This window comes from Flavobacterium sp. W21_SRS_FM3 (assembly GCF_052113625.1).
GTDB lineage: Bacteria > Bacteroidota > Bacteroidia > Flavobacteriales > Flavobacteriaceae > Flavobacterium.
The window spans coordinates 200,894-216,633 of record NZ_JBGQOD010000003.1; the positions used below are offsets into that span (position 1 = coordinate 200,894).

Genomic DNA, 15,740 nt, shown 5'->3' on the forward strand with positions numbered 1-15,740 from the left:
GACAAATAATTTTAAAGATACCTGTAAATTTAACCAATTTTAGTCAGCTAAGCGGAATAAATCCCTACTTTATCGCCTGATAATTATCATTGTTTATCCCATAAATACTTAATAACTTTGTTTTGAGGGATTTCTATAAATAAACTGAATTTATGTAACATTAGTCACTGTGAAATAGAAATACAACAATTATCTTTGTTTAAGAATTTAAAAAACTACTATCATGCAAATAGAACAAATATATACGGGATGTCTAGCTCAAGGTGCTTATTATATCACATCAAATGGAGAAGCGGCCATTATTGATCCACTTCGTGAAGTACAACCTTATTTAGACAGACTAGAAAGAGACAATGTAAAATTGAAATATATTTTTGAAACGCACTTTCACGCTGATTTCGTTTCGGGCCACGTGGATTTGAGTAAAAAAACAGCAGCTCCTATCGTTTATGGACCAACAGCAAAACCTGAATTTGATGCTATTATAGCCACAGATGGTCAAGAATTTGCTATTGGTAACATTAAAATAAAAGTTTTACATACTCCAGGACATACTATGGAAAGTACGACTTACTTATTAATTGATGAGAATGGTAAAGATCATGCTATTTTCTCTGGGGACACCTTATTTATCGGTGATGTTGGCCGACCTGACTTAGCTCAAAAAGCAGCGCATATGACGCAAGAGCAATTAGCCGCAACATTGTATCATTCTTTAAGAGATAAAATAATGACTTTGGCTGATGATGTTATCGTTTATCCGGCACATGGAGCAGGAAGTGCTTGCGGTAAAAACATGAGTAAAGAGACTGTAGGTACAATTGGGAACCAAAAAGAAACCAATTATGCTTTGAGAGCAAATATGACCGAAGAAGAGTTCATTCAAGAAGTTACAGAAGGATTGCTTCCTCCTCCAGCTTATTTTGGGATGAACGTAGCGATGAATAAACAGGGATATGAAAGTTTTGATACCGTTTTAAACAATGGTATGAGAGCTATTGCTGTAACTGATTTTGAAGCCGCTGCCGAAGATACTGGTGCATTGATTTTAGATACTCGAAAAAATGGTGTTTTTGCCAAAGGATTTATACCGCAATCAATAAATATCGGGATTGAAGGCGATTTTGCCCCATGGGTTGGTGCCTTAATTGGTGATGTTAAACAGCCAATCATTCTGGTTACTGAAATGGGTCAGGAAGAAGAATCAGTAACGCGTTTGAGTCGTGTAGGTTTTGATAATTTGATTGGCCATCTGGAAGGCGGTTTTGATGCTTGGGCAAAAGCAGGAAAAGAAATTGATACAGTTAATAGAATTACAGCTGAAGAATTTTCAAAAGAGGTTAAGGTAGGTGATAGCAAAGTTATTGATATCCGTAAAGAAAGTGAGTATAGCGCTGAACATGTGGAAGAAGCTTATAGTAAACCTTTATCAAATATTAACGATTGGATAAAAGATATCGACCCAAAAGAACCTTTCTTTCTTCATTGTGCAGGTGGATACCGTAGTATGATTGCTGCCTCTATTTTACAAGCTAGAGGTTTTAGAAATTTCTCTGAAGTTGAGGGTGGTTTCAATGCAATTGCAAAAACGACAGTGCCAAAAACTAATTTTGTTTGTCAAAGCAAAGTACTAAAATCTTAAAATTACTAGAATTAATCTACTAAAACACTCATTATAAGCAAATTAACCTGTATATTTAATTCAGTATATTATTTATTTTAACCTTTAAAATCTATAAACCATGAAAAAGAATATGGGTTCCACTGACAGAATTATAAGAATAACATTAGCTGCTATTATTGCCGTTATGTATTTTTCAAATATTATTAGCGGCACAGTTGCTTTGGTACTTGGTTTTTTTGGTATTGTTTTTATTTTGACTAGTTTTATTAGCTTTTGCCCTTTGTACGCTCCGTTTGGATTTAGTACTTGCAAAAAAAATTAATTAAAATTTAAAGCGTACTATTTTATGCCAAATTCCTTTAATAAAGATTTAATTTTAAGAGAACGATTAGCATTACAACGAACAATTCTAGCAAATCAAACGACATTTTTAGCTTTTCTGCGCACTGCCATGTATTTTGCGGTAGCAGGATTAAGTACTAGAAATCTATTAGAAATTAAAAACAGTTTACTAATCGAGATTGCATTCTATTTGATTTCGTTTGTTATTTTGGTTTTGGGGGTGATCAATTTTTTTAAGCATAAAAAAATGATTTCTGAAAACAAAAAACATATTGGAGACTATAAATTAGATTACTATGAATAACGAACAATGTTGTGTGGTTTCTTGCGATAAACCATTGGACCAAAATTATTGGGACGCTCAATACCAAGCTCAAGCTACTGGATGGGATTTGGGTATAGTCTCACCGCCTATTAAGGCGTACATAGACACTATAAAAAATAAGGACATTGCGATTTTAATTCCAGGCTGTGGTAACACTTATGAAGCATCATACTTGTTACAGCAAGGATTTACAAATGTCACCGTAATAGATATTGCGCCATCACTAGTAAAAATCATTGAAGAAAAATTCATCACAAATACTAACATTCAAGTTTTATTAGGTGATTTTTTTAAACATGAAGGTCAATACGATTTAATTATTGAGCAAACTTTTTTCTGTGCTTTACCTCCAACTATGCGTCAAAAATATGTTTGGAAAATGCACCAACTTTTAGCCAATGAAGGAGTATTAGCTGGATTATTATTCAATAGAACATTTGATGTTGGCCCTCCTTTTGGCGGAAGCAAACAAGAATACGAAATGCTTTTTAAAAATGCGTTTGACTTTATAAATATGGATGTAGCGCCAAATTCAGTTGCTCCCAGAGCTAACTCTGAATTGTTTATTGAATTAAAGAAAAATAAGGAGTCCAAAGTAAATCTATACGATTTTGAAGGAATCACCTGTAGTGGTTGCATGAATACAGTTAGTGAAAAATTTGCTGCAATAAGTGAAGTATCAAATGTAAGTATGAGCACCAATTTTGCTGAAGTTTTAATTGTAAGCAAGACCGAAATACCCTTAGCGGAACTACAAAAAATAGTTTCTTATGATGATAAATATAAAATAAAGAAAAAATGAAGCAACTGTTATTAACTAATTGGCATACGATGCGCTGGCTTCGCCTAGCAATAGGACTATTCTTAATTCAACAAGCGATTCAAAGCCATGAAATATTGCTAGGATTTATGGCGGTATTTTTCTTATTTCAAGCTGTTTTTAATACAGGATGTGGTTTAAACGGTTGTAATGTTCCATCTAAAAAATAAAAAACAATGAGCACTTTCAATTCCATCATAAATTCAGAAAAACCAGTTTTGGTTGATTTCTTCGCTACTTGGTGTGGACCCTGTAAAACACTTAGTCCAATTTTAAGAGAGGTTAAAGAAAATTTGGGCGACCGAATTTCTATTATCAAAATCGACGTGGATAAAAACCAACAAGTGGCTTCTCAATATCAAGTGCGTGGAGTTCCTACGATGATTTTGTTTCAAAATGGTAAACAATTGTGGCGACAATCAGGAGTCTTACAGAAAAACGATCTTATAAAAGTTATTTTAGAAAAAAGTAACCAATGACAAAAAAAGCACTACTAATTACGGGAATCGGTATTGTTATTGGTGCAATTGCTGGCTATGCCTATTATCACTTTGTAGGTTGTGCCTCTGGAACATGTGCCATAACATCTAAACCACTCAACTCGACCTTATATGGAAGTTTGATGGGAGGATTACTATTCAATATGTTTGTCAAAAAAGAGAATAAGTAATTTAAATTGCTTTTCTCTTTTTAAAACTGTGGCTATTTACATTTTATTTTAGCCATTTTTCCATTATTTTCTCTAACTCTGAAACAATGATTGGTTTTGCCAGATAGTCATCCATTCCTGATTCAAAACACTTTTGTTTTTCACCGGCCAGTATCCCAGCAGTTATAGCGATTATTGGGGTTTTACTTTCTTCTTCTAGCTTTCTTATTTCGATTGTAGCATCATACCCATTTTTTAATGGCATTTGTATGTCCATCAGAATAGCATCATATTTTTCTTGTTTAAACTTTTCTATAGCTTCAATACCATTTTGAGCAGTAAAAATAGTTCCATTTGGAATGATTTTTTTTATCAATGTTTTTAATAACAGTAAGTTGATTTTATTATCCTCTACAATCAGGATTTGTTTTTGACTCAAAATTCGCAGAGGAGCACTGTTTTTCCCCGCAGCAACATCCTTAGTTAATTGAGGCTGGTTTTCGGTTAATTTTATTTTTGTAAATTTGACAGTAAAATAAAAATCACTGCCCACTTTAAAGGTGCTTTCTAACTCTAATTTACTTTCCATTAGTGCTAAAAGCTGATTAGAAATAGCGAGACCTAAACCTGTACCTCCAAATTTACGACTAGTGGAATTGTCCTCTTGCATGAAGGAATTAAAGATCTTCTCATGATTGATATCTTTTATTCCTATTCCCGTATCTTTTACAGAAAACTTAATACTTACATGGCTTTTAAATGTTGACGGCACTTCTTGAACGGAGAGTTTGATCTGGCCATAACTGGTGAATTTTAAGGCATTACCTAGCAGATTGACTAAAATCTGTTTTAATCGTATCGAATCAGCAATAATAAATTCAGGAATCGTTTCATCAATATGAAGAACCAAATTTATATTCTTCTGAATAGCTTGAAACTTGAACAAATCATAAATTTGCTGAACGAGTTCATAAAGATTAATTTTATCTACATCTAACTCTAATTTCCCCGATTCTATTTTAGAAAAATCCAGAACGTCATTGATAATGTCCATCAAAGACGTCGCAGATTCATTGACTGTTGACATGTATTCTAACTGTCTGTTACCTAAATCAGATTTCATTAAAAGGTGGGTAAACCCAATAATTCCATTTAAAGGCGTTCTAATTTCATGACTCATATTAGCAAGAAAATTTGTCTTGGCTTTATTAGCTGCTTCAGCTTCTATTTTTGCGTTAGTAATGAGCCTTTCCATCATTTTGCGTTCGGTTATATCAATAAAACTAATGACAATTTCGACTAAATTTCCATCGCTATCCCATAAAGGAAAACCATTTACTAATACCCAAGTTACCTCCTCTTTCTTGGAGTTTTTAATCCCAAGAACTCTGTTTTTTATTGGTTCACCACTAGTGACAATTTCATTTACTGGATAACTGTCACTATCTATAATTTCGTTTTGTTCATTTACTAATGCAATAGCTACAGAACTATCATCAGCAAAACTTTCATTAAATATTGTTACTCCCAGTAGATCTGATGCTTTAGAATTACTCATAATAACTGATTTCTCATTATCGTAAACAATTATTGCTGCATCTAAATTGCTCAATAAACCTCGGTACCTCTTTTTACTTTTAAGAAGCTCTTCATCTCCCTTTTTAGCCTTCGAAATGTCCCTTGAAAGACATATAAAATGAGTCTCATTATTTTCATTTTCCTGCATCGGGGCAATCGATAGTTCGTACCAATATTTTACAGAATCCATTTCAATGATATACTGTCTACCATTAGAATAGCCTTTTTCTAGCGCTTCTTTTATTGCTGACAACCAAATCTGCGCTACATGCTCTGGAAACATATCCCGGATGGATTTGCCTAAGTAGCCTTTGTCTGGCATTTTTAGCATTTCATAATTATGCGAATGGTAATTAAAAATGCGGCCATCAATCCCCACCTCAAATAACATGTCAGGAATTGCATCTAAAACTGCTTTCATTTTTTGATGCACTTTTTCAAATTCTTCTTCTGAATGTTTTCGATCCGTAATATCTGTAGTGGTACCAATATACCCAATAATTTCGTTTGAAGCATTTTTCTCAGGCACAGCATGCCCCATTACCCAGCTAATTTTACCATCTGGCCTTACAAACCTGTATTCTGTTAGTGGGATGTCTTTTTGATTGACGGCCTGCTCCCAAGATTTTATAATTGCAGCCTGATCGTCTTTATGAACGGCATTAAGCCAACTATTACCTAAGGATTCTTCTAGAGTTAATCCTGTAAGTTCTGACCACCTCGAATTGACATAGGTTGTTAAACCTGAGGCGTCTGTACGAAATATTCCAACAGGAGATATTTCAGCTAAGGTATGATACCTGTTTTCACTTTCATATGCCTGATTTTCGGCCTGCTTTTTTTGTCTTTCTTTTTCAAAAACTTCTAAACTAAACCCTACATCACCTGCAGCCTCTTCTAATAAGTCAATTTCTTCTGGATCAAAGAAATTCTTCTCACTAGAATAAAAAGTAAACGCTCCTATAGTTTTACCAAACTTTTTAATAGGAACTACCATTAAGGAGCGGTAATTTCTTTTAATGGCTTCGTGTTTCCAAGGACGCATTAAAATGTCATTTTCTATATCATTACATACAATATGTCTTCCTTCTTTTATTGCTTTACCTCCAGGGCCAGAACCTTGCACGCTATCGTCATAAGTTATGGTTTTAATGATATCGAAATACCCATTATCTTCTCCTGCAATCATTACAGGAACTATCTGTTTAGTTGCTTCATTAATTTCAGCAATCCAAGCGGTTCTAAACTTTCCTATTTCAACAGCAATATTACAAGCTTCTTTAAAAAGGGTATGTTCGTCTTTAGTGCGAACAATCATTTTATTGATCTGACTAATAAACAAATAAAGTCGGTTAGCTTTAATTAGTTTTTCTTTGGCTTCAATTCTTTCGGTAACATCAGTTACAATTCCGTGACAAATTATCGTTCCTTCAGGTTCCATTTCTGGCAGTGAATTAACTTCATGCCACACCAAACCTTTAACTGGATGATGATACCTATATTCCCATTTTAGCGGAATTAGTTTTAATCCTGTTTCTAAAACTTTTTCACCTAAAGTAAAATAATCCTCTGGATGTATTAACCTAGAAATGATTTTAGTGTCTTTCATCACTTCCTCATAGGCAAATCCATAAATATCTTCAATAGCGTCACTAACATAGGTATATTGAAAGCTATTGTCCTTATTTTGACGAAGGGAGAATATTAAACCTGGGGAAGTTGCAGCGATTTTAGCAAATTTATCTCGTTCATGAGTTAAATTTTCAATGGCTTTTTTTCGATCAGTGACATCAATTAAATTAGCAATAATCCCTTTGACGCTGGGATCGTCTAGTTTATTATTTAAAATACCTTCAAGCCAAATGTAATTACCGTTTTTATGTTGAACCTGAAATAATACACTTACTGATTTTTCAGGGTTATCTATTGCCTCTTGAACCCTGCTACTGATGTATTCTAAATAAGCTGGATGAATGTACTTGTTTAAATTTATTTTTTCAAACTCTTGTTGCTCCCATCCTGTTATTCGCAAGATTGAGGAACTAATGAACAGAATTTTAAAATTTGCATCAAATAGAGATATTATTCCTTCATTATTTTCCACTAAAGCCTGGAAGCGATTTTCTTTTTCTTCTAGTATTTTATTTGCTTTTCTTTTTTCAGTAATATCTTTAAAGAATACTGAAATTCCGTCTTCAGATGGGTATATGTGATTCTCATACCACAAATCATAATTTTCATAATATTCTTCTATGAAAACATATTTTTGTTCTTGTAATGCTTGGTGATAAGCATCATAGAATTCCATTTTTGCACCGTTAGGAAATTCATTCCAAATGTTTTTTCCTATCATTTCCACTGGGTCGCAATTTAAAATCTCACCCGCGTGCTTATTCATAAAAGTAAAACACCAATTGTTATCTAATGCTATAAAAGCATCGGTAATTCTATCGAAGGTTTTAGCAACTAAATTATTAGCCGTTTTAGTGTCAGTTATATCTTTAAAAAATCCAAGAAATCTATTTTTAGAAAAACGTACGGTGTCAACAGATCGCCATTTTATATCGCCATTTTTACAAATAGTTTTATATTCTCCTTTTGAAGCTCCGGTTTTTAAAAGAATGTTAAACTGTTCTAAAAGTGCTTCCTTAGATTCCTCTGCCGTTAAATCTAAAACTGACATTTGAAGTAGTTCTTCTTTAGAATATCCCGTTAAGACAGAAACTGCGGGATTTACTTCAACATAGTTGTTTTTTTCATCAGTGACAAATATTCCGTCAGGAGCATTTTCAATATAATTCCTAAATTTATGATTACTCTCTTGCTCAATACGTTTTAGCTTTACTGCTATTTTTGACTTTTCTTTTTCTTTAGTAGCTTTTTCATTTTCTTTTTGGGCAGATATGTCTTGTGTATTTCCACGTAAGGCATATACATTCCCTTTTTCATCCAATAATGGAATAACAATGGCGTGAACCCATTTCGTTCGATCATTTGATAATAAAACTTGCTGCTTTACTTCAAAAGATTTTTTATCAATAATTAATTGATTTATTTTATTTAAAAAGATCCCTACATCTTCTTTGGAAAATAGATTTAAATATTCCTGAAACAATTGTTGTTTAGGCACTTTTTTAACTTCATATATAGCATAAAGCTCCTTAGACCATACCATTTTATTTTTACTGAAATTAAATTCCCATGTTCCTAATTTAGCAATTTTTTGAGCTTCATTCAGGAGTTTTTCGCTAGCAAGTAATTCCTGTTCTACAGTACGAATTGCAGTTATATCTCGTCCTATTGCATATATATATTCTTTGGAGGGATTCACACTGGTTCGCCATTGGACAGTAACAACATCTCCATTTTTCTTTAATAGTCGGTTTTCAAAATTAGTTACAATATAACCTTGACCTAAGTCGTTAATTTGTTTTTGGGATTTTTTAATATCATCTGGATGTACAAAGTCTAATATGGGGTTATTAAGGATTTCGTCTTCTGAGTATCCAAAAATTTTCATGAAAGCAGGATTAATTTCCTTATAAAAACCATCAATACCTGCGATGCACACTAAGTCTAATGATTCTTTAAAGTAAAATTGAAAATTTGTCAAAAACTTATCATTCTTGATGATGCTATTTAATTCTAACGCAGATTCTAATTCTTTCGTTTTAATAATAAGCTCCTCATAACTTGCTTTAGTATCACTCATATATTATAATGTAAATCTAATTTATCCCAACATGAATGCCTTTTTAATAAAAAAAGGCTTACAAAGTTATTTAATTAAGGTTAATACACAATGCTTTACTACATTAAATTCAACTTAAAAAATGGCTTATTACTTATGATTAGTTAGTCAACCACTTTTCAATGATATTCTCTAAATCTTTAATAATAATTGGTTTAGGTAAATAGTCATTCATTCCTGTACTGAAACATTTTTCTTTTTCTCCAACCAATATTCCAGCTGTGATGGCAATAATAGGTATGTTCTTGTCTTCCTCCAATATTCTTATTTCGGTGGTAGCTTCATAACCATTTTTATTAGGCATTTGTATGTCCATAAAAATGGCATCCATATCATACTTTTTAAATTGCTCTATAGCCTCGTTACCATCATAAGCCTGAAAAATGGTACAATTAGGGACAATTCTTTTTATTAATGTCTTAGCCAAAAGCATATTTATTTTATTGTCCTCAACAATCATTATATTTTTATGGCTTAATATTTTAACTGGGTTAGCGGTTTCTACATTTACATTTTCAACAATTAAGTTTTCGTTTGATTTTTTAACAAGTGGTTTTTTGAACTGAATAGTAAAATAGAAATCACTACCTTCTCCATAAATACTATTTAACTCTAATGTACTACCCATCAAAGCTAATAATTGATTTGAAATGGTGAGACCTAATCCAGTCCCACCAAATTTCCTACTAGTAGAATTGTCCTCTTGTACGAATGAGCCAAATATTTTTTTATTATTATTTACTTTTATACCAATTCCGGTATCTTTTACAGAAAATTTAATCGAGGTCATAGTATCCGTTGTTGGCATGACTTCTTTAATCTCTAAAACGATCTCTCCAAAATTGGTGAACTTTAAGGAATTGCTCAACAAATTCACTAAAATTTGCTTTAAGCGAACAGAGTCGGCTAAAATTAACTTAGGTATGTTGAGGTCTATATTTAATTTTAGATCTATTTTTTTATCATTAGCCTGATGTTTGAAAAGGTCAACAACTTGTCCTGTTAGTTCAAACAAATCAACTTCGTCAATATCTAATTCTAATTTACCTGATTCAATTTTAGAAAAATCAAGTACATCGTTTACAATCTGCATTAGAGATTTTGCCGATTCATTTACAGTAGACATGTATTCTAGCTGATTAAAATCTAATTTGGACTTCATCAACAAATGGGTAAAACCGATAATCCCATTCAACGGAGTTCTAATTTCATGACTCATATTAGCAAGGAAATCTGTCTTGGCTTTGCTGGCTGCCTCGGCTTGCTCTTTCGACTTGGTAATTTGGTTTTCCATATGTTTCCGCTCTGTAATATCTATGAAGCTAATTACGACTTCCACAATAGAGCCTTCCTCATCTACCATAGGAAAACCATTAATTAAAGCCCACAAAATGGCCTTACTTTTAGGGTTATAAATACCTAAAACCATATTTTTAATAGGCAAAGCTGAATTCAAAATTTGGTTTATTGGATACTGATCAAAATCCATATCAGTACCATCCTCATTTATAAATTTCCAACTGCGATCAACTGTCTTTTTTCCTAAAATATCTTCTACATTCAATCCTAGCAACTCAGAAGCTTTTTTATTACTCATGATAATAGTAGAATCTGAGGAATGAACAATTATCCCAGCATCTAAATTATTTAACAGACCTCGATACCTTTCCTCGCTCTTTTGTAAGGCAAACTCCCCTCTTTTAGCAGCGGTTATGTCGCGAGATAAACATATAAAGTGTAGTTGATCATCTTCATCGCTTTGTTTCATTGGAGCGACAGATAATTCAAACCAATGCAATCCATTGGGCAACTCCATTTGATATTGCTTACCAATTGAAAATCCTTTTTGGGCTGCCTCTTCTACAGCAAGTAAACTTATTTCTGCTACCTCAGGGGGTAATACTTCTGAAAACTTTTTACCTATGAACTCACTTTGATGCATTGCCAACATATCGGTATGGTGCGAATGGAAATTATAAAAATGACCGTCTTTACCCACTTCAAAAAGGAGATCAGGAATAGCATCTAAAATACCTTCTAGTTTTTTATTTACTTTTTTGAACTCTTCTTCCCCATTCTTGCGATCAGTAATATCAGTAATAGTACCAATGTAACCTACGATCTCATTTTCTGAATTCTTTTCAGGAATGGCTTGACCCATCACCCAAGCGACAGTTCCGTCTGGCCGAACAAATCGATACTCAGACAATGACTTTTCATTTTTGATTGTGGCATTTTCCCAACCATTTAAGATTGCTATTCTATCCTCTTCATGTACCGCATCTAGCCATCCATTACCTAGGGCTCTCTGATACGGTAAACCCGAAATTTGAGTCCAACTTGGGTTGACATACGTAGTATAACCTGAAGCATCAGTACGAAAAATACCTACTGGTGATACTTCTGTCAATGTATGGTATCTTTTTTCACTTTGAAAAACGGCTTCTTCAGCTTTTTTCCTTTGAATTTCTTTTTCAAAAACTTCAAGCGCAAAGCTGACATCTCCCGTTGCTTCTTCGAGCAAGGCTATTTCTTGATCATCAAAAAAGTATTTATCGCCAGAGTAAAAAGTAAATACACCTATTAATTTTCCGAATTTTTTAATGGGTAAGGCCATTACAGATTGGTATCCACAAGCTAAAGCCTCAGCTCTCCATGGTTTCATCAAATCATCATTCTGAATGTCGTTACAAACTATGTGTTTTTCATCCCTAATCACTAAAGCCCCAGGACCGTTACCATTATTAACATCTTCCAAGGAAATTGCTCTTATATGATCTACATAACCAGAGGTATCACCTGCTGTCATCACTGGATTCAATTTTTTAGAATTATCAGAAAGTAATCCTATCCACGCCATTTTAAATTTTCCCCATTCCACTGCAATTTTACAAGCTTCCCTGAAGAGGGTTTTCTCATCAGTTGTTCTGACAATCATTTGGTTAATCTGGCTGATAAATAGGTATAATCTATTTGCCTTAACAATCTTTTGTTCGGCTATTATTCGATCAGTAATGTCAGTAATAATTCCATGACAAATAACTGTGCCCTCAGGTTCAACCACGGGTAGTGAATTAACTTCATGCCAAACTAATCCTTTAACAGGATGAAAATAGCGATACGCTCCTTTTAGGGGAACTAAAGTTCTTTTAGTATTTAGTATTTTTTCAATAACGTCATCAATATCATCTGTATGTATTCGTTTAAATATACTATTTGCGTCATTTTGTACTTCTTCAAAACTTAAGCCGTAAATTTCCTTTATGGCTTCACTTGCATAAGGATAACTGAGTGAACCATCTAAATTTTGACGCATAGAATAAATTAAGCCAGGGGACGTAGCTGCAATTTTAGCAAACTTGTCTCTCTCGTTTATTAAATCGTCGATAACATTTCTCCTTTCAGTAACATCCCTTAAATTAGCAATTATACCTTCAACAGAGTCATCATCTAACATATTGTTAAGCACTCCCTCTAACCAGATGTAGCGACCATCTCTATGTTTTACCTGAAATAAAACGGGTAAAGGAGTATTAGGTTTAGTTATTGATTCTTGAATCATCGTATTTACATAGTCAATATAATCAGGATGATAATAATCTTCGGGCTTGATAGCATCAAATTCTTCATCAGTATAGCCCGTCACCCGCGCAGATGATGAACTTCTGAACAAAACTTTTAAATTTTGATCAATAACAGTTATAATCCCTTGATTATTTTCGACTAATGCTCTAAAGCGTTTTTCATTTTTCTCAATAATGTCCTCCGCCTTTTTCTTTTCAGTTATATCAGTAAAGAAATTAGAGATACCGTCAGGAGATGGATACAAGTGATTTGCAATCCAGCGCTGACTTGGCTCATGGAATTCTTCAAAATATTTGTACTGCTGTGTTTCAAAAGATTCTTTAAAAATACTGTGAAAAGGTTTTAAAAGTGTTTCAGGAAATTCATCCCAAATACATTTTCCTATCATAACATTAGCCTTTCGCTGTAGAATTTCAGCTGCTTTATTGTTCATGTAGGTATAACACCAGTTAGTATCTAATGCTACAAAAGCATCGGTAATTCGTTCAAAAGTCTTGTTTAGCAATTCTTGTGCCCGTTTCATTTCAGTTATGTCATTTATAAAGCCCATATATCTAGTTTCAGAAATTTTTACGGCGTTGACATTTCTCCACCTAATTTCCCCAGATTTATGAATCGTTTTAAATTCCCCTTTAAATGAACCTGTTTTTATTAATTTATTGAAAGACTCTTTTAAGTCATTTAATGATTCTGAAGGCGTCAAATCCCTCATGCTCATAGTCAGAAGTTCTTCTTTAGAATATCCAGTAATTGAAGTTGCTGCAGGATTTGCTTCTAAATAATTTCCATTTTCATCTGTGATAAAAATGCCATCTGGAGCATATTCAATATAATTTTTAAATTTTGCATTGCTCTCCTCTTCAATAAGCTGTAACTTGAGTTTTTCTTGGTTCTGCTTCCGTGTTTTTAATTTTTCATCATTCGCTTTTCGTTCAGAAATATCTTGTGTATTTCCTCTAATTAAAATGAGTTTGCCTTCATCATCTAATACAGGAACTACCATGACATAAATCCACTTTTTACGCTTACCTGGAAAAGTAATTTCATATTCAAAATCAAAAGATTGCAAGTCATTTTTGAGCTGAGTCAATCTGTTTTTAAACAATTCTATTTCCTGATCCGAAATAAATCTTTTATATTCCTCTACTAGATTTAAGCTTTTATCAGTTTCAAAAATGGCGTACAGCTCATCTGAAGAAATCAATTCATAATTAGCTACGTTCAATTCCCAGCTACCCATCTTTGCTAGTTTTTGGGCATCATTGAGTAACCTTTCGCTTGTCGCTAATTTATTTTCAATTAATCTTTTCTCGGTAACATCACGACCAATTGCATAAACGAGGTCCGATTGTAAGTCAACACTGGTTGTCCACTGAATAATAGCAATTTCACCATCTTTTCTTACAATTCTATTTTCGAAATTAAAAGAGTCTTGCCCTAACTTTAAGTCCTGCATGACCTTAGTGGAATCTTCTAAATCATCAGGATGGATAAAGTCTAAAAGCTTTTTGTGCAAAATCTCCTCTTTTGTATATCCAAAAGTCTTAATGAAGGTTTCATTAATCTCTTTATAAAAGCCGTCAGTGCCAGCGATACAAACCAAATCAATAGATTGATTTAGGTAAAAATCAAAATTTGCAATTTGATGTTCTTTACTGTGCAAACGCTCAATTTCTAGCTCTTGATCTTTAGCTATCTTGAGAAGTTCTTCATATGTTGGTTTGGGAAAATTTATACTCATAAAAATGGAACTAGTAATTATATTCTAAAAGCGTATCCAGCAACTATTTCTTTATTTGAAATAATGCAAAATCATCAGGCCGTCATGTATCTAAATCATTGATTCTATTCTAATAAATGTGATAATTTCTATTTGTTTAAAATAAAAATTCAGTAAAAAAAGAGAAACAATTTCTCGAAAAATGTGAACTAAAAATACTATTTAATTCTGTATAAATCAATACCTAAAAATTATTTTGTGATTAATCACCTAATTGTTGATTTTTCTATTCACAAATTAAAAAAACCACTACGATTCATTTCTATCCTAAAAAACTGCTTCTATAAATTTAAAGCAATTGCTATTTCACTTATTTCCTACTTACATTGCCCCAGTTCCCTTACTTCAGCAGCTTATAAATATCCTTTATCGACATAAAAAACAAATGGCTACAAATCAGATGCTTGTGTAAGTAAAATAGAATTAGCGTAAATAGTATAATTTCTTTAAAAAAAAGCTAACAATTTGACATACTGATAATTATCATGTTTATTCCGTACAGTAATTCTTAATTTTACTTTATTATTAATTATTAATCTGGATGAACATGAAAAAGTTATTATTAATATTCGCATTTACAGTTTTGGGAGCGCTATCCTTAGTAGCTCAAGATAGAGATCAAGACAGAGATCGAGATCGTTTAATGCTAGTGGACGGTGATGTTTTACAAATTAGAGACCGTGATCAAACGCGATTACATGACCAACTAACACTTACTGACGGTACGGTAGTAAATGCGGATGGAACATATCAGAAAAAAGGGGGCGACCGTTTACGGTTGCGTGATGGTGAATGTTTGGATATGACGGGAACACTTTATTCAAATGAGTACCAATACCGAGCTAAAATCAAACAAGAAAACCAAAATCTTACTCAAAATCAAATGATGGAACGCAATAAAAACCGTTACCATTTAACAATGATAGATGGAAACATGTATCAAATTAAAAATCAAGAGCAAAGTCGTTTACAGCAAAAATTAAACTTGGGTAATGGAACGACTGTAAATCCTGACGGAACATATCAAAAAGGCAATCGCAAACTGAAACGATTAAAAGAAGGTCAGTGTTTTAGTATGGATGGAAAAATGTTTAAAAACACCTACCAACAAAGAAAAATGATCCTGCAAAAAAATAGAAAGGCTAACAAAAACATGGATCAAAACATCAATAGGAATAAAGTGCAAAAAAAACCTGCTATGCAAAAAATAAATAAAGTTCAAAAAAAAGGTAGAGGGAATTAATTCTATAATCTAATTAGTACAAATAAAAAGGACTTTAAAATAC

10 protein-coding genes are annotated in these 15,740 nt (G+C 32.9%); 8 read left to right on the forward strand and 2 right to left on the reverse strand.

From position 1 onward, the window contains the following. Window positions 1–223 precede the first annotated feature (223 nt). The 7 genes from ACEN2K_RS07130 (at window position 224) to ACEN2K_RS07160 (ending at window position 3,781) form a co-directional block, all read left to right on the forward strand. Window positions 224–1,642, forward strand: coding sequence for an MBL fold metallo-hydrolase (locus ACEN2K_RS07130; RefSeq protein WP_441758637.1), 1,419 nt, complete (start codon window positions 224–226; stop codon window positions 1,640–1,642). A 100-nt stretch (window positions 1,643–1,742) separates the two neighbouring features. After that, entirely contained in the window at window positions 1,743–1,946 is a 204-nt protein-coding gene (locus tag ACEN2K_RS07135) for a YgaP family membrane protein (RefSeq protein ID WP_441758638.1), read from the forward strand. 24 nt (window positions 1,947–1,970) lie between these two features. Beyond that, a complete protein-coding gene (locus tag ACEN2K_RS07140; RefSeq protein WP_441758639.1) occupies window positions 1,971–2,270 on the forward strand; it encodes a DUF202 domain-containing protein in 300 nt (99 codons plus the stop codon). Then, on the forward strand, window positions 2,263–3,093 hold the full coding sequence (locus tag ACEN2K_RS07145) for a methyltransferase domain-containing protein (protein ID WP_441758640.1): 831 nt from the start codon (window positions 2,263–2,265) through the stop codon (window positions 3,091–3,093). Before ACEN2K_RS07140 ends, ACEN2K_RS07145 begins: the two co-directional genes overlap by 8 nt. After that, entirely contained in the window at window positions 3,090–3,281 is a 192-nt protein-coding gene (locus ACEN2K_RS07150) for a hypothetical protein (protein ID WP_441758641.1), read from the forward strand. The genes ACEN2K_RS07145 and ACEN2K_RS07150 overlap by 4 nt, the downstream gene beginning before the upstream one ends. A gap of 6 nt (window positions 3,282–3,287) precedes the next feature. Next, a complete protein-coding gene (trxA, locus tag ACEN2K_RS07155; protein ID WP_441758642.1) occupies window positions 3,288–3,590 on the forward strand; it encodes a thioredoxin in 303 nt (100 codons plus the stop codon). Next, the gene (locus ACEN2K_RS07160) at window positions 3,587–3,781 is read left to right on the forward strand and encodes a DUF6132 family protein (protein ID WP_441758643.1); all 195 of its coding nucleotides are present in this window, start codon (window positions 3,587–3,589) and stop codon (window positions 3,779–3,781) included. Before trxA ends, ACEN2K_RS07160 begins: the two co-directional genes overlap by 4 nt. Before the next feature lie 43 nt (window positions 3,782–3,824). Here ACEN2K_RS07160 and ACEN2K_RS07165 read toward each other — a convergent pair whose 3' ends face one another. Both ACEN2K_RS07165 and ACEN2K_RS07170 read right to left on the reverse strand, forming a co-directional pair. Beyond that, window positions 3,825–9,050: a PAS domain S-box protein gene (locus ACEN2K_RS07165; protein ID WP_441758644.1), complete on the reverse strand. Its 5,226-nt coding sequence runs from the start codon at window positions 9,048–9,050 to the stop codon at window positions 3,825–3,827. Window positions 9,051–9,189: 139 nt separating this feature from the next. Continuing rightward, the gene (locus tag ACEN2K_RS07170) at window positions 9,190–14,415 is read right to left on the reverse strand and encodes a PAS domain S-box protein (RefSeq protein WP_441758645.1); all 5,226 of its coding nucleotides are present in this window, start codon (window positions 14,413–14,415) and stop codon (window positions 9,190–9,192) included. A gap of 586 nt (window positions 14,416–15,001) precedes the next feature. On the opposite strand from ACEN2K_RS07170, the gene ACEN2K_RS07175 reads away from it, so the two are divergent. Beyond that, entirely contained in the window at window positions 15,002–15,697 is a 696-nt protein-coding gene (locus ACEN2K_RS07175) for a DUF6799 domain-containing protein (RefSeq protein WP_441758646.1), read from the forward strand. Window positions 15,698–15,740 lie beyond the last annotated feature (43 nt).